Origin of the sequence: Pseudomonas sp. 2848 (assembly GCF_003253945.1) — a bacterium.
Classification (GTDB): Bacteria; Pseudomonadota; Gammaproteobacteria; order Pseudomonadales; family Pseudomonadaceae; genus Aquipseudomonas.
Genome location: NZ_QKZD01000008.1, coordinates 143,685 through 159,991, shown reverse-complemented (window position 1 = coordinate 159,991; position 16,307 = coordinate 143,685). Strand labels below are relative to the sequence as shown.

14 protein-coding genes are annotated in these 16,307 nt (G+C 63.8%); 11 read left to right on the top strand and 3 right to left on the bottom strand.

Annotated features, from left to right (window positions below; all coding sequences use genetic code 11):
* Nucleotides 1-203: 203 nt before the first annotated feature.
* The 4 genes from xdhA to guaD all read left to right on the top strand — a co-directional run bounded on the left by xdhA (nt 204) and on the right by guaD (nt 6,275).
* Nucleotides 204-1,658, top strand: a complete 1,455-nt coding sequence (xdhA, locus tag DFS21_RS17485) for a xanthine dehydrogenase small subunit (RefSeq protein WP_111532727.1) — start codon at nt 204-206, stop codon at nt 1,656-1,658.
* Nucleotides 1,651-4,050 carry a xanthine dehydrogenase molybdopterin binding subunit gene (gene xdhB / locus DFS21_RS17480; protein WP_110699112.1) on the top strand — a complete coding sequence of 800 codons (2,400 nt, stop codon included), beginning with the start codon at nt 1,651-1,653 and terminating at the stop codon, nt 4,048-4,050. The genes xdhA and xdhB overlap by 8 nt, the downstream gene beginning before the upstream one ends.
* A gap of 64 nt (nt 4,051-4,114) precedes the next feature.
* A complete protein-coding gene (gene xdhC, locus DFS21_RS17475) occupies nt 4,115-4,960 on the top strand; it encodes a xanthine dehydrogenase accessory protein XdhC (RefSeq protein ID WP_111532726.1) in 846 nt (281 codons plus the stop codon).
* A gap of 10 nt (nt 4,961-4,970) precedes the next feature.
* Nucleotides 4,971-6,275: a guanine deaminase gene (guaD, locus tag DFS21_RS17470; protein ID WP_111532725.1), complete on the top strand. Its 1,305-nt coding sequence runs from the start codon at nt 4,971-4,973 to the stop codon at nt 6,273-6,275.
* Here the strand turns inward: guaD and aqpZ are convergent.
* Nucleotides 6,272-6,970, bottom strand: coding sequence for an aquaporin Z (aqpZ, locus tag DFS21_RS17465; protein WP_110699117.1), 699 nt, complete (start codon nt 6,968-6,970; stop codon nt 6,272-6,274). The genes guaD and aqpZ overlap by 4 nt on opposite strands.
* Nucleotides 6,971-7,115: 145 nt before the next feature.
* The gene (locus tag DFS21_RS17460) at nt 7,116-7,871 is read right to left on the bottom strand and encodes a GntR family transcriptional regulator (protein ID WP_038705701.1); all 756 of its coding nucleotides are present in this window, start codon (nt 7,869-7,871) and stop codon (nt 7,116-7,118) included.
* 355 nt (nt 7,872-8,226) lie between these two features.
* On the opposite strand from DFS21_RS17460, the gene DFS21_RS17455 reads away from it, so the two are divergent.
* Entirely contained in the window at nt 8,227-9,576 is a 1,350-nt protein-coding gene (locus DFS21_RS17455; RefSeq protein WP_110699119.1) for an NCS2 family permease, read from the top strand.
* Nucleotides 9,577-9,753: 177 nt separating this feature from the next.
* The gene (locus tag DFS21_RS17450) at nt 9,754-10,530 is read left to right on the top strand and encodes an RHS repeat-associated core domain-containing protein (RefSeq protein WP_110699167.1); all 777 of its coding nucleotides are present in this window, start codon (nt 9,754-9,756) and stop codon (nt 10,528-10,530) included.
* A 72-nt stretch (nt 10,531-10,602) separates the two neighbouring features.
* Here DFS21_RS17450 and uraH read toward each other — a convergent pair whose 3' ends face one another.
* Nucleotides 10,603-10,956 (bottom strand): hydroxyisourate hydrolase, encoded by a 354-nt coding sequence (uraH, locus tag DFS21_RS17445; protein ID WP_028692847.1) that lies wholly within the window; start codon nt 10,954-10,956, stop codon nt 10,603-10,605.
* Nucleotides 10,957-11,322: 366 nt separating this feature from the next.
* On the opposite strand from uraH, the gene puuE reads away from it, so the two are divergent.
* From puuE to DFS21_RS17420, 5 genes are all read left to right on the top strand, one after another.
* The gene (gene puuE / locus DFS21_RS17440) at nt 11,323-12,249 is read left to right on the top strand and encodes an allantoinase PuuE (RefSeq protein WP_110699121.1); all 927 of its coding nucleotides are present in this window, start codon (nt 11,323-11,325) and stop codon (nt 12,247-12,249) included.
* Nucleotides 12,249-12,764, top strand: a complete 516-nt coding sequence (gene uraD / locus DFS21_RS17435; protein WP_102684652.1) for a 2-oxo-4-hydroxy-4-carboxy-5-ureidoimidazoline decarboxylase — start codon at nt 12,249-12,251, stop codon at nt 12,762-12,764. Before puuE ends, uraD begins: the two co-directional genes overlap by 1 nt.
* Before the next feature lie 103 nt (nt 12,765-12,867).
* Nucleotides 12,868-13,371 carry an ureidoglycolate lyase gene (locus DFS21_RS17430; RefSeq protein WP_046856488.1) on the top strand — a complete coding sequence of 168 codons (504 nt, stop codon included), beginning with the start codon at nt 12,868-12,870 and terminating at the stop codon, nt 13,369-13,371.
* Between the two features lie 55 nt (nt 13,372-13,426).
* A complete protein-coding gene (locus DFS21_RS17425) occupies nt 13,427-14,743 on the top strand; it encodes a urate hydroxylase PuuD (protein WP_102684673.1) in 1,317 nt (438 codons plus the stop codon).
* A 194-nt stretch (nt 14,744-14,937) separates the two neighbouring features.
* Complete coding sequence (locus tag DFS21_RS17420; protein ID WP_046856489.1) at nt 14,938-16,293, top strand: nucleobase:cation symporter-2 family protein; 1,356 nt, start codon at nt 14,938-14,940, stop codon at nt 16,291-16,293.
* Nucleotides 16,294-16,307 lie beyond the last annotated feature (14 nt).

Here is a 16,307-nt window from a genome sequence, read left to right as displayed (position 1 = left end):
CAGCGGGACGACGCGCTTTCTGCGACTGATGGGTCAACTTTCCTACACGGCGCGAACTATGCTTTGGAAAAGGCTCGAAGAGGCGGTCCGGTAGGACCTCGCGCAAATTCTTGACCTTTGAGTCAGAAAATTATTGACCCGAAGGTCAGCCGTTGCTTAGAGTCCGCCGGAACAACAATAAAACCATTGCGAGGCCCTCCCCCGTGATCCAGTTTCTCGTCAACCAGGAGCTGCGCAGCGAGCATGCCCTGGACCCGAACATGACGGTGCTGCAGTACCTGCGCGAGCACCTGGGCAAACCCGGCACCAAGGAAGGCTGCGCCAGCGGCGACTGCGGCGCCTGCACCGTGGTCGTCGGCGAACTTGTCGAAAACGCCCAGGGTGGCGACGATATCCGCTATCGCAGCCTCAACTCGTGCCTGACGTTCGTCTCCGCCCTGCACGGCAAGCAACTGATCAGCGTCGAGGGTCTCAAGCACCTGGGCGAACTGCACAGCGTGCAAAAGGCCATGGCCGACTGCCATGGCTCGCAGTGTGGCTTCTGCACCCCTGGTTTCGTCATGTCGCTGTTCGCCCTGCAGAAGAACAGCCAAGGCCACGACCTGCACCAGGCCCAGGAGGCCCTGGCCGGCAACCTGTGCCGCTGCACCGGCTACCGGCCGATCCTCGAGGCTGCCGAGCAGAGCTGCGCACGCCCCTGCCGCGACCAGTTCGACGCTCAGCAGGCGCAGACCATCGCTCGCCTCAAGGCCATCGCCCCGCAACAGACCGGCGAGCTTAATAGCGGCGACAAGCGCTGCCTGGTGCCGCTGACCGTGGCCGACCTGGCCGACCTGTACAGCTCGCACCCCGAGGCGCGCCTGCTGGCCGGGGGTACCGACCTGGCGCTGGAAGTCACCCAGTTCCACCGCACCCTGCCGGTGATGATCTATGTCGGCCACGTCGCCGAACTCAAGCGCATCGATAAGACCGCCAGCCATCTGGAGATCGGCGCCGCCACGCCGCTGACTGACTGCTACACCGCGCTCAACGAGGAATACCCCGACTTCGGCGACCTGCTGCACCGCTTCGCCTCGCTGCAGATCCGCAACCAGGGCACTCTCGGCGGCAATATCGGCAACGCCTCGCCAATCGGTGACTCGCCACCTCTGTTGATCGCCCTCGACGCGCAGATCGTCCTGCGCCAAGGCGAGCGCCAGCGCACCCTGGCCCTGGAGGACTACTTCATCGACTACCGCATCACTGCACGCCAGGACAGCGAGTTCATCGAGAAGGTCATCGTGCCGCGCGCCAGCAACGACTGGGCCTTCCGTGCCTACAAGGTGTCCAAGCGCCTGGACGACGATATCTCCGCGGTGTGCGCGGCGTTCAACCTGAGCATCGAGAACGGGGTGGTCAGCGGCGTGCGCATCGCCTTCGGCGGCATGGCGGCGACTCCCAAGCGTGCCCGCGCCTGCGAAGCCGCGCTGCGCGGCAAGCCGTGGACCCAGGCCAGCGTCGAACGCGCCTGCCAGGCCCTGGCCGAGGACTTCACCCCGCTCAGCGACTTCCGCGCCAGCCGCGAGTACCGCCTGCTGACCGCGCAGAACCTGCTGCGCAAGTACTTCATCGAACTGCAAACGCCGCATATCGAAACCCGGGTGACCGCCTATGTCTAACCATCACGCCGTCAAGAGCCAGGCCGAGATGGCCGCACTGTTCAGCCAGGACCTGACCACCGGGGTCGGCCGCAGCCTCAAGCACGACAGCGCCGACAAGCATGTGGCCGGCGAAGCCGTGTACATCGACGACCGCCTGGAATTCCCCAACCAGTTGCACGTCTATGCACGCACCGCCGACCGCGCTCATGCGCGCATCCTGCGCATCGACACCACGCCCTGCTACCAGTTCGAAGGCGTGCGCATCGCCATCACCCATGAGGACATCCCGGGGCTCAAGGATATCGGCCCAGTGGTGGCTGGCGATCCGTTGCTGGCCATCGACAAGGTCGAGTTCTTCGGCCAGCCGGTGCTCGCCGTGGCCGCCTGCGATCTCGAGACCGCCAGGCGCGCAGCCATGGCCGCCATCGTCGAGTACGAAGACCTGGAGCCGGTGCTCGACGTGGTCGAGGCCCTGCGCAAGAAGCACTTCGTGCTCGACAGCCACACCCACCAGCGCGGCGACTCTGCCGCCGCACTGGCCAGTGCCCCGCACCGTATCCAGGGCACCCTGCACATCGGCGGCCAGGAGCACTTCTACCTGGAGACCCAGATCAGCTCGGTGATGCCCGGCGAAGATGGCGGCATGATCGTCTACTGCTCGACGCAGAACCCCACCGAGGTGCAGAAGCTGGTGGCCGAGGTGCTCGACGTGCCGATGCACAAGATCGTCGTCGACATGCGCCGCATGGGTGGCGGTTTCGGCGGCAAGGAAACCCAGGCCGCCAGCCCCGCGTGCCTGTGCGCGGTGATCGCGCGCCTGACCGGCCAGCCGACCAAGATGCGCCTGCCCCGCGTCGAAGACATGATGATGACCGGCAAGCGCCACCCGTTCTACGTCGAGTACGACGTCGGCTTCGACGACACGGGCCGCCTGCATGGGATCAACTTCGACCTGGCCGGCAACTGCGGCTACTCGCCCGACCTGTCCGGTTCGATCGTCGACCGCGCCATGTTCCACTCCGACAACGCCTACTACCTGGGCGATGCCACGGTGCACGGCCACCGCTGCAAGACCAACACGGCCTCCAACACTGCCTACCGCGGCTTCGGCGGCCCGCAGGGGATGGTCGCCATCGAACAGGTGATGGACCATATCGCCCGTCACCTGGCCCTCGACCCGCTGGCGGTGCGCAAGGCCAACTACTACGGCAAGACCGAGCGCAACGTCACCCACTACTACCAGACCGTCGAGCACAACATGCTCGAGGAGATGACCGCCGAGCTCGAAGCCAGCAGCGACTACCATGAGCGCCGCGAATCGATCCGCCGCTTCAACGCCAACAGCCCGGTGCTGAAAAAAGGCCTGGCGCTGACCCCGGTGAAATTCGGCATCTCATTCACCGCCACCTTCCTCAACCAGGCAGGTGCCTTGATCCACATCTACACCGACGGCAGCATCCACCTCAACCACGGCGGCACCGAGATGGGCCAGGGCCTGAACACCAAGGTCGCGCAGGTGGTGGCGCAGGTGTTCCAGGTCGATTTCAACCGTATCCAGATCACCGCCACCAATACCGACAAGGTGCCCAACACCTCGCCCACCGCCGCCTCCAGCGGCGCCGACCTGAACGGCAAGGCCGCGCAGAACGCCGCCGAAATCCTCAAGAAGCGCCTGACCGAGTTCGCCGCCCGGCACTACAGCGTCACCGAGGAAGATGTCGAGTTCCGCAACGGCCATGTACGCGTGCGCGACCAGATCGTCAGCTTCGAGCAATTGGTCCAGCAGGCCTACTTCGCCCAGGTGTCGCTGTCGACCACCGGTTTCTACCGCACGCCGAAGATCTTCTACGACCGCGCCCAGGCCCGCGGCCGGCCGTTTTACTACTACGCCTTCGGCGCGGCGTGCGTGGAGGTGATCGTCGACACCCTGACCGGCGAGTACAAGATGCTGCGCGCCGACATCCTGCACGACGTCGGTGACTCGCTGAACCCGGCCATCGATATCGGCCAGGTCGAAGGCGGCTTCGTCCAGGGCATGGGCTGGCTGACCACCGAGGAGCTGGTGTGGAATGCCAAGGGCAAGCTGATGACCAACGGCCCGGCCAGCTACAAGATCCCGGCGGTGGCCGACATGCCGATCGACATGCGCGTCAAGCTGGTGGAGAACCGCAAGAACCCCGAGGACACCGTGTTCCACTCCAAGGCCGTGGGCGAGCCGCCGTTCATGCTCGGCATTGCCGCCTGGTGCGCGATCAAGGACGCGGTGGCGAGCATCGCCGACTACCGCGTGCAGCCAAACATCGACGCGCCGTCGACGCCGGAGCGGGTGTTGTGGGGTTGCGAGCAGATGCGCAAGGCGGTGGCTGCGGCGCAGCCTGCCGAACAGCAACTGGAGCCCGTGACGCACTGACGCCACGCTCCCTGTAGGCGCGACCTTAGGTTGCGCCTACAGGGGACCGAGGAGGACTGAAGACATGCACCAATGGATCAACGCCCTCGCCGAGCACCAAGCCCGTGGCGAGCCCTGCGTGCTGGTAACCATCATCGAGGAGCGCGGCTCCACCCCGCGCAACGCCGGCTCGAAAATGGTGGTCAGCGCCAGCGCGCTGTACGACACCATCGGCGGCGGCCACCTGGAGTTCAAGGCCCTGCACATCGCCCGCCAGATGCTCGCGGAACACCGCAGTACCCCGCACCTGGAGCGCTTCAGCCTCGGCGCCAGCCTCGGCCAGTGCTGCGGCGGCACCACCGTGCTGCTGTTCGAGCCGATGAGTGGCGTACAGGCCGAGATCGCCGTGTTCGGCGCGGGCCATGTCGGCCGCGCTCTGGTACCCTTGCTCGCCGCGCTGCCCTGCCGGGTGCGCTGGATCGATTCGCGCGAGCAGGAGTTCCCCGCGCTCATCCCCACCGGGGTGAGCAAGATCGTCAGCGAAGAGCCGGTCGACGAAGTTGCCGACCTGCCCGCCGGCAGCTACTGCATCGTCATGACCCATAACCACCAGCTGGACCTGGAGCTGACCGCCGCGATCCTCAAGCGCAACGACTTCACCTGGTTCGGCCTGATCGGTTCGAAGACCAAGCGCGTCAAGTTCGAGCACCGCCTGCGCGAGCGCGGCTTCGAAGACGCGCTGATGGCGCGCATGCGCTGCCCGATGGGCCTGGCCGAGGTCAAGGGCAAGCTGCCGATCGAGATCGCCGTGTCCATCGCCGCCGAAATCATTGCCACCTACAACGCCTGCTTCGGCCAGCACGACGCTGCCGCCAACTCAGGCCCCATCGCCCAGTTGCTGCCGTCCTCGCGACGCAGCCAGACCCTTTGACGAGAGCCCCATGAGCGCAACCCGCAAAGCCTACCGAGCCGCCATCCTGCACAGCATCGCCGACCCCGCCGAGGTCGGCCTGGAGGCGTCCTGCGAATACTATGAAGACGGCCTGCTGGTAGTCGATAACGGCCGCATCAGCGCCCTGGGCCATGCCAGCGAGCTGCTGCCGACCCTCGATGCCGCCATCCCGGTGCAGCACTACCAGGACGCCCTGATCACCCCGGGCTTCATCGACACCCATATCCACTTCCCGCAGACCGGCATGATCGGCTCCTACGGCGAGCAGCTGCTGGACTGGCTGAACACCTACACCTTCCCCTGCGAAAAGCAGTTCGCCGACAAGGCCCACGCCGACCAGGTGGCGAAGATCTTCCTCGCCGAACTGCTGCGCAACGGCACCACCACCGCGCTGGTGTTCGGCAGCGTGCACCCCGAGTCGGTCAACGCCCTGTTCAAGGAGGCCGAGCGCCTGGACCTGCGCATGATCGCCGGCAAGGTGATGATGGACCGCAACGCCCCCGACTACCTGACCGATACCGCCGAGTCCAGCTACCGCGACAGCAAGATGCTGATCGAGCGCTGGCACGGCAAGGGCCGCCTGCACTACGCGGTCACCCCGCGCTTCGCGCCGACCAGCACGCCGGAACAGTTGAGCGTGGCCGGCCAGTTGCTCAAGGAGCACCCGGGCGTGTACATGCACACCCACCTGTCGGAGAACCTCAAGGAAATCGACTGGGTCAAGGAACTGTTCCCCGAGCAGAAAGGCTACCTGGACGTCTACGACCACTTCGAGCTGCTCGGCGAGCGCTCGGTGTTCGCCCACGGCGTGCACCTGTGCGACGACGAGTGCCAGCGCCTGGCCGAAACCGGTTCGGCCATCGCCTTCTGCCCGACCTCCAACCTGTTCCTCGGCAGCGGCCTGTTCAACCTGCCCCAGGCCGAACGCTTCAAGGTCAACGTCGGCCTGGGCACCGATGTCGGCGCCGGCACCAGCTTCTCGCTGCTCAACACCCTGAACGAGGCATACAAGGTGATGCAGTTGCAAGGCGCGCGCCTGCACCCGTACAAGTCGCTGTACCTGGCCACCCTCGGCGGCGCCCGCGCCCTGCGCCTGGAGGACCGCATCGGCAGCCTGCGCCCGGGCAATGACGCCGACTTCGTGGTGCTCGACTACAAGGCCACCCCGCTGCTGGACTACCGCCTGCAGCAGTCGAAAAGCATCGAGGAGACCTTGTTCGTGCTCACCACCCTGGGCGACGACCGCACCGTGCGCGAGACCTACGCCGCCGGGCGTTGCGTGCACCAGCGCTAGGGTTGCTTGGCCAGGCCTCGATACAGCGCACCGCCGATCGCCGCGCCGATCAGCGGTGCCAGCCAGAACAGCCAAAGTTGCTGCAAGGCCCAGCCACCGACGAACAGCGCAGGCCCGGTGCTACGCGCTGGGTTCACCGAGGTATTGGTGACCGGGATCGAGATCAGGTGGATCAAGGTCAACGCCAGGCCAATGGCGATCGGCGCAAACCCGGCCGGCGCCCGGGCGTCCGTGGCGCCCATGATGATCACCAGGAACATCGCGGTCATCACCACTTCGCTGACGAAGCCTGCGGCCAGGGTGTAGCCACCGGGCGAGTGTTCGCCATAGCCATTCGAGGCCATGCCGTTACCCACCTCGAAACCGGCCTTGCCGGTGGCGATGAAGTAGATCACCGCCGCGGCGAGGATCGCGCCGATCACCTGGGCAATCACGTAGGGCAGCAACTCTTTTGCCGGGAATCGTCCCCCCACCACCAGCCCGAACGACACGGCGGGGTTGAGGTGGCAGCCGGAGATATGGCCGATGGCGAATGCCATGGTCAGGACGGTAAGGCCAAAAGCGAAGGCGACACCCAGGACCCCGATGCCGACAGGCGAGCTTGCGGCCAGCACCGCGCTGCCACAACCACCCAGGACCAACCAGAAGGTGCCGACCAGCTCGGCACCTATGCGCACACCCAGGGATGAACTCATGGACCATTCCTCAAGTAATTGGACGCAACGACTGCGCAAGCCCAACTGCTCGATGAAGGTTTGCTGAGGAAAATCTAGCAGAGCCTTGGCCAAGGGCCAGTAACGCCAGGGGCTGCATCGCAGCCCCGCTCAGGCAGGCAAACGATCAACCCTTGGCAGTGGCCTTGGGCTTTTTCAGCAGGTGGGAGAACACCGCGTGCAGATCGTCCGAGGCGCTCTCCTCGTCGAGGTTGAGCTTGCTGTCGATATGGTCCATGTGATGCATCATCAGGCTTACCGCCTGCTCGGCATCACGGGCCTCGATCGCATCGATCAGCTGCATGTGCTCATCGTACGAGCAGTGCGAGCGGTTACCGCTTTCGTACTGGGCGATGATCAGCGAAGTCTGCGACACCAGGCTGCGCTGGAAGCTCACCAGTGGCGCATTGCCCGCGGCCTCGGCCAGCTTGAGGTGGAACTCGCCGGACAGGCGGATACCGGCGCCACGGTCACCACGGGAGAAGCTGTCACGCTCCTCGCGGACCATCTGGCGCAGTTCGTTGAGCTGTTCGAGGGTGGCGTGCTGCACGGCCAGCTCGGTGATCGCGCGCTCGACCATGCGCCGCGAGAAGAACACCTGCCGCGCCTCCTCGACCGTGGGGCTGGCCACCACCGCACCACGGTTGGGCCGCAACAGCACCACGCTTTCATGGGCCAGGCGCGACAGGGCGCGGCGGATGATGGTGCGGCTGACGCCGAAGATCTCGCCCAGTGCTTCCTCGCTCAACTTGGTGCCCGGTGCCAGACGCTGCTCGAGGATCGCCTCGAAGATATGCGCGTAGACGATGTCGTCCTGGGTACCGCTGCGGCCGGCCTTGCCAGTGCGCACAGGTTTTTTCAGAGGTTGCAGCTGTTCGTTCATGGGCTCTCGAGCACAAAGGATCTGCCAGTCGGACCGTGACTGTAATACCGGTCAGCGGGGGGATGGCAAGTCCTGGAAGAAGAAAAGGGGCCAAGGTATGGCGCCATTGTACACAGGCTGACCCGTTTCTGCAGGTGGCCTTTTACCTATATAGCCGTTGTACGACCGTTTGTACGCACAAAAGATAAAACATTATTTGCATTCTTTGTACACAAAAGCATAATCCTGCGAGCAACTTCCTGACCCAAAAGTCAACAAACAGGTCGGACGTCTGCCACACCCCCTCGCGAAGCCCCCCAGTGCATGGCTCAGGACCAGGCTTCGAACAACAAGAAAGACTTGAGGAGTACTCGCTGTGGAAAGCCGCAAATCCGAAGCACCTACGCTGGATCTCGCCCCACCGCTCGAAACGGGCTGGCTGGAGCGGATTTTCAAACTCAAGCAGCATGGCAGCACTGTCCGCACCGAGCTGATCGCCGGGGTGACCACCTTCATCACCATGGCCTACATCATCTTCGTCAACCCCAACATCATGGCCGACGCCGGCATCGACCACGGCGCGGCGTTCGTCGCCACCTGCATCGCCGCTGCCCTCGGCTGCCTGCTGATGGGCCTGTACGCCAACTGGCCGGTCGGCCTGGCGCCGGGCATGGGGCTCAATGCCTTCTTTACCTACACCGTGGTCGGCACCATGGGCTACAACTGGGAAACGGCGCTGGGGGCGGTGTTCGTCTCGGGTGTGCTGTTCATGTTCCTGACCGTTTCGCGCGTGCGTGAGTGGCTGCTCAACAGCATCCCGGTGAGCCTGCGCCATGCCATGGGGGCCGGCGTCGGCTTGTTCCTCGGGCTGATCGGCCTGAAAACCGCCGGCATCATCGTCGACAGCCCGGCAACCCTGGTCAAGCTGGGCTCGCTGCATGAGCCCGGCCCGCTGCTGGCGGCCGTGTGCTTCCTGCTGATCGCGATCCTCAGCTACAAGCGGGTGTTCGGCGCGATCCTGATCAGCATCATCGGCGTCACTTTGGCCGGCTGGGGCCTGGGCCTGGTCAAGTTCGGCGGGGTGGTGTCGATGCCGCCGAGCCTGGCACCGACCTGGATGGCCATGGACGTGGTCGGCGTGTTCAACGTCAGCATGATCAGCGTGGTGCTGGCGTTCCTGTTCGTGCACATGTTCGACACCGCTGGCACGCTGATGGGCGTGGCCCAGCGGGCCAACCTGGTGGCACCGGACGGGCGTATCGAGAACCTGTCGCGGGCGCTGAAGGCCGACAGCACCTCCAGCGTGTTCGGCGCGGTGGTCGGCGTGCCGCCGGTGACCAGCTACGTGGAAAGTGCTGCGGGCGTGGCGGCAGGCGGGCGCACCGGCTTGACCGCCGTGGTGGTTGGGATCCTGTTCATCGCGGCGATGTTCTTCGCCCCATTGGCGGGGATGATCCCGGCCTATGCCACCGCTGGCGCGCTGATCTACGTGGCGATGCTGATGATGGGCAGCATGGCGCATATCGAGTGGGATGAAGCCACCGACAGCATTCCGGCGATCGTCACCGTGATCATGATGCCGCTGACCTTCTCGGTGGCAGACGGCATTGCCCTGGGCTTCATCAGCTATGTGGCGCTGAAGGCCGGTACCGGTAAATTCAAGGAGATCTCGGCCAGCCTATGGGTGCTGTGCGCGATCTTCATTGCCAAGTTTGTGTTCCTCTGATCAGCGGGACTCATTCCACTACCTCGGGCAGGGGCAGCGGCCCGAGGTACCAAGTTTACCTGCGCACCCTTCTGATATTTCTGATAGGTGTAAATCCAGTGCGCGCACGCTATTACTAGCGCAGAAAAAACTCGCCATGAGCGGCCATTGCGATCCGACAAACAGAGTATCAACGCCATGCTTACTTATGTTTTGTCAGTAGACAGAGCCAGTTCGGTCATACATGCCCAGTCCATCACAAACGCGTATACCCCATACGGAAGCAAGGCATGCAGAGGGGGACCAAGGACTGGCTTCAACGGACAAATCCCAGAGCCCCTCACCGGCCATTATTATCTGGGCAACGGCCATCGCTTGTTCAACACCCAACTTATGCGTTTCAGTAGCCCAGATTCGCTAAGCCCTTTCGATGAAGGTGGCAGTAATAGTTATACCTATTGCGCTGGCGACCCCATCAACAGGCATGATCCCACTGGCGGCATCATTGCTTTCATCAAAGAGATGCATCAACAGTTCACGACTTCGTTTTTACGCAATACCGTGCCCGATGCCATACCGGGACGCGTCTTGGCCACGCCGGAAGCCCAGCAGATCGTCAATGCCCCAAACAAATCGTTTTTTGGAGAGCGCGTCGCCGGCGCCTACATTGCAAAAGACAGTAATGGGGCTCCGCCCCTGCCCCAGTATCTCCAGACTCGTTACGCAGAAACCGTGCAACGGGCGAATAGGGGTGAAACGCCCTCTGTCGTCGCCCATCTCGAGATGGCATCCACCTGGCTGGAATTCAACGGTGCTCCCGAAGCGGTTGCAGCAAAAATCACACCCGGAACCATAGCAACCGCTGTAGTCGGCCACCTGCTCGGCGCAGCGACGGCTGGAGGCGCGGACATAGCTGCATTGAAAACCGGAAGAGCATTGAATCTCTACAGCACCGTAGAGAGAGTCAGGGAGTAGGGCTACGAACGAAAAAAAGCCCGCCAGTGTGAGAGCGGGCCAAGGACCTACGAAGATTCTTCTAGCGACCAACTAGCTTCCACGATAGGTCGAATAGCTGTACGGCGAGATCAGCAGCGGCACGTGGTAGTGCTCCTGCTGCTCGTCGATGCCGAAGCGCAGCACGACCACGTCGAGGAACGCGGTGTCCGGCAGCTTCACACCCTTGGCGCGGTAGTAGTCACCGGCGCTGAACTGCAATTGATAGACGCCGGTGCGGTAGTCGTCACCCTGCAGCAGCGGCGCATCGACGCGGCCATCGCTGTTGGTCAGGGCGGTGTTCACCAGTTCCAGTTGCTGGCCTTCAACGCGGTACAGCTCGACCTTGATCGAGCTGCCCGGGCAGCCATGCGCGGCGTCCAGTACGTGTGTGGTCAAACGTCCCATTTGCTTGTCGCCTCTTGTCGTCTACGTGGGCAAAAAATACACGGCAACAGGCTCGCACCGTGCGGGAATGCAGCCATTAAGACAGTTTAGCGATAGATTGTACACAATTTTTTCTGCATCCCAGGTCAAGACTCCTCGAACACTCCATCAGTCGCAAAGACACGCCCGATGCCGACCCTCACGGCATTAGCTGACCAATCAGGCAGGTTTCTTGCAAGCCATTCTCAGGCGACAAATGGGAAGAAATGCGGAAAAACAGGCTTACAAAGTATTTAAGAAGTTGTATACAATCAGCCCATCCGGTGGTGCGACATCCCGACGCGGCCCGCCCACCACTCGCACATACGTACAAGAAGGAAGACTGCAGTGAGCGCTGACTACCCTCGCGACCTGATCGGTTACGCCAACAACCCACCTCATCCGCAATGGCCGGGGAATGCCCGCATTGCACTGTCCTTCGTGCTCAACTACGAAGAAGGTGGCGAGCGCAACATCCTGCATGGCGACAAAGAGTCCGAAGCGTTCCTCTCCGAAATGGTCGCCGCCCAGCCGCTGCAAGGCGCGCGCAACATGAGCATGGAGTCGCTCTACGAATACGGCAGCCGCGCCGGCGTATGGCGCCTGCTCAAGCTGTTCAAGGACAGCGGCGTGCCGCTGACCATCTTCGCCGTGGCCATGGCCGCCCAGCGCCACCCCGACGTGATCCGCGCCATGGTCGAGGCCGGCCACGAGATCTGCAGCCACGGCTACCGCTGGATCGACTACCAGTACATGGATGAAGCGCAAGAGCGCGAGCACATGCTCGAAGCCATCCGCATCCTCACCGAGCTTACCGGCGAACGCCCGCAAGGCTGGTACACCGGCCGCACCGGTCCGAACACCCGGCGCCTGGTGATGGAGGAAGGCGGCTTCCTCTACGACAGCGACACCTACGACGACGACCTGCCCTACTGGGAGCCGAACAATCCGACCGGCAAGCCGCACCTGGTGATCCCCTACACCCTCGACACCAACGACATGCGCTTCACCCAGGTACAGGGCTTCAACTGCGGCGAGCAGTTCTTCCAGTACCTCAAGGACGCTTTCGACGTGCTCTACGAGGAAGGCGCCGAGGCGCCGAAGATGCTCTCCATCGGCCTGCACTGCCGCCTGGTCGGCCGCCCGGCGCGCCTGGCCGCGCTCAAGCGCTTCGTCGACTACGCCAAGAGCCACGAGCAGGTCTGGTTCGCCCGTCGCGTGGACATCGCCCGCCACTGGCACGCCACCCACCCGTACAAGAAAGAGAACGCCTGATGACCGCCTTCAAGACCCTCAAGCCCTCCACCCTGGACCGCGCCGCCTTCGTCGCGGCCTTCGCCGACATCTACGAGCACTCGCCGTGGGTCGCCGAAAAAGCCTACGACCTGGGGCAACTGGCCGAGCTGGACGAGATCGAGGCGCTGCATCAGCGCATGAGCGACATCCTGCTCAGCGCCAACCACGCCGACCAGCTGGCACTGATCAACGCTCACCCGGACCTGGCCGGCAAGGCCGCCATCCAGGGCGAGCTGACCGAATCGAGCACCAACGAGCAGGCCGGCGCCGGTATTCACCAGTGCACCGCTGAAGAGTTCGCCCGCTTCACCGAACTCAACGACGCCTACAAGGCCAAGTTCCAGTTCCCGTTCATCATGGCGGTCAAGGGCAGCAACCGGCACCAGATCCTCGCCTCCTTCGAAAAACGCATCCACAACGACACCGATGCCGAGTTCAAGGAAGCTTTGGCGCAGATCAACCTGATCGCCCTGTTCCGCCTGCTGCAGCTGTAAGGCACTGGCAGCGCCCTGGCCCGAGTGCGTGACGCGTCCGCACCCAGGGCCCCGGCCCGCCAGGCCACCAAAATCCAGAACAACGAATAGAAGAGATAACCGCATGCGCACCCTGATGATCGAGCCCCTGACCAAAGAAGCCTTCGCCCCCTTCGGTGACGTGATCGAAACCGACGGCAGCGACCACTTCATGATCAACAACGGCTCGACCATGCGCTTCCACAAGCTCGCCACGGTCGAGACCGCCGAGCCCGAAGACAAGGCGATCATCAGCATCTTCCGCGCCGACGCGCTGGAAATGCCGCTGACCGTGCGCATGCTGGAACGCCATCCGCTGGGCAGCCAGGCTTTCATCCCGCTGCTCGGCAACCCCTTTCTGATCGTGGTCGCGCCAGTTGGCGATGCACCTGTATCAGGCTTGGTCCGCGCCTTCCGCAGTAATGGCAGGCAGGGCATCAATTACCATCGCGGCGTCTGGCACCACCCGGTGCTGACGATCGAAAAGCGGGATGACTTCCTGGTGGTTGATCGCAGTGGTTCCGGCAACAACTGCGATGAGCATTACTTCCCCGAGGAACAGATGTTGATCCTCAATCCCCACCAATAAGAAAAGGTCGGTCACCCAGGTCCGCCTGAACCGTGACCGGCGAGAGGTACATACTGTGGAAGCACACCTTCACGAATGGCTGAACCTGAGCATTCGCTGGGTTCACATGATCACCGGCGTGGCCTGGATCGGTGCATCGTTCTACTTTGTCTGGCTGGAGAACCACCTGAACCGAAGCAACCCGCGCGATGGGTTGTCGGGTGACCTCTGGGCCATCCACGGTGGTGGTATCTACCACCTGGAAAAATACAAGCTGGCCCCGCCGAAGATGCCCGAGAACCTGCACTGGTTCAAATGGGAAGCCTACTTCACCTGGATGTCCGGGATCGCCCTGCTGTGCGTGGTGTTCTACTGGAACCCGACCCTGTACCTGCTGGCACCCGGCAGCACCCTCAGCGGTGCCGAAGGCGTGGCCATCGGTATCGGCTCGCTGATCGCCGGCTGGTTCATCTACGATTTCCTCTGCGACTCGCCCCTGGGCAAGAAGCCGGCCCTGCTCGGCGCCGTGCTGTTCGTGCTGATCATCGCCGCCTGCTGGGGCTTCAGCCTGGTGTTCAGCGGCCGCGGCGCGTACCTGCACACCGGTGCGATCATCGGCACCATCATGGTCGGTAACGTGTTCCGCATCATCATGCCGGCGCAGCGCCAGCTGGTGGCGGCCATCGAGAACAACCAGACCCCCGACCCGGTGCTGCCGGCCAAGGGCCTGCTGCGCTCGCGCCACAACAACTACTTCACCCTGCCGGTGCTGTTCATCATGATCAGCAACCACTTCCCGAGCACCTACGGCAGCCAGTACAACTGGCTGATCCTGGCCGGGATCGCGGTGGCCGCGGTATTGATCCGTCACTATTTCAACACCCGCCACGACAGCAACAAGTACGCCTGGACCCTGCCAGTCGGTGCCCTGGCGATGATCTGCCTGGCCTACGTGACCGGCCCCAAACCGCTGCCGACCGCCCCTGAGCAAGCCGCTGCCAAGGTCGAGTACCAGCCGCTGCCGGCCACTGCCGTAGGTGGCAAGACCGCCGCCGAGCTGCGCGCCGAGGAAGCCGCCAAACCTGCGGCACCCGCCGAGGCTCCGGCCCAAGCCACAGCCCAGGCTGGCGGTGAAACCTTCGACAAGATCCACACCGTCATCCAGGAACGCTGCACCGTGTGCCACTCGGCCAAGCCGACCAGCCCGCTGTTCAGCGCAGCCCCAGCCGGCGTGATGTTCGACACCCCGCAGCAGATCCAGGCCCAGGCCGCGCGCATCCAGGCGCAGGCCGTCGCCAGCCAGATCATGCCGCTGGGCAACATCACCCAGATGACTGTCGAGGAACGCAAGCTGGTCGGCGACTGGATCGCCAAAGGCGCGCAGGTCAACTGAGACAACCCACGACTGCGTGGGAGCGGGCTTGCCCCGCGATGAGGCCGGTACTCCCGGCCTCGCTACAAGCTCTACGTAACAAGCAAGCATCGAGCGTTCGGCTTCACGCGGGAACCCCGGCCTCCTTTACCGGAGCCTGCCACGTGAAGCCGCCCGCTTGGATCCGAGAATAAAAACAAAACTCGAGGTGCTGCATGTCCGAGTCACCCAAGGCGTACATCCCTGTTGCGCCGCCACGACAGCCCCTGCCTTTGTTCCAGCTGATCCTGGTGGGTCTGCAACACGTTCTGCTGATGTACGGCGGCGCCATCGCGGTGCCGCTGATCATTGGCCAGGCGGCGGGCCTGTCCCGCGAAGAAGTCGCCTTCCTGATCAACGCCGACCTGCTGGTCGCCGGCGTTGCCACCATCATCCAATCCTTCGGTATCGGCCCGGTCGGCATTCGCATGCCGGTCATGATGGGCGCCAGCTTCGCCGCCGTCGGCAGCATGGTGGCCATGGCCGGCATGCCGGGCGTCGGCCTGCAGGGGATCTTCGGCGCGACCATCGCCGCCGGGTTCTTCGGCATGCTGATCGCGCCGTTCATGTCCAAGGTCGTGCGCTTCTTCCCGCCGCTGGTGACCGGCACGGTCATCACCTCCATCGGCTTGTCGCTGTTCCCGGTAGCGGTCAACTGGGCCGGTGGCGGCCATGACGCCGAAGCCTTCGGCGCGCCGATCTACCTGATGGTCGCCGGCCTGGTGCTGGCGGTGATCCTGCTGATCAACCGCTTCATGCGCGGCTTCTGGGTCAACGTGTCGGTACTGGTGGGCATGGGCCTGGGTTACGTGCTCGCCGGTTCCATCGGCATGGTCGACCTGTCGGGCCTGAGCGAGGCACCGTGGCTGCAGGTGGTGACGCCGCTGCACTTCGGCATGCCGACCTTCAGCCTGGCGCCGATCCTGTCGATGTGCCTGGTGGTGGTGATCATCTTCGTCGAGTCGACGGGCATGTTCCTTGCCCTGGGCAAGGTGACCGACCGTGAAGTAACGCCAGGCATGCTGCGGCGCGGCCTGCTGTGCGATGCCGGCGCGTCGTTCATCGCCGGCTTCTTCAACACCTTCACCCACTCCTCGTTCGCCCAGAACATCGGCCTGGTGCAGATGACCGGGGTGCGCTGCCGCTACGTCACGGTGATGGCCGGCGCGCTGCTGATCCTGCTCAGCCTGCTGCCCAAGGCGGCCTTCCTGATCGCCTCGATCCCGCCCGCGGTACTGGGCGGCGCGTCCATCGCCATGTTCGGCATGGTCACCGCCACCGGGATCAAGATCCTCCAGGAAGCGGACATCTCCGACCGACGCAACCAGCTGCTGGTCGCCGTCAGCGTCGGCTTTGGCCTGATCCCGGTGGTGCGCCCGGAGTTCTTCGCGCAGATGCCGCAGTGGATGGAACCGATCACCCACAGTGGCATCGCCATGGCCACCCTCAGCGCCCTGGTGCTGAACCTGCTGTTCAACATCCTCGGCGGCGCCGACCGCGCCGCGCACAACGATGCCTGTCACCAGCATTGAGTGACCAGGGGCGG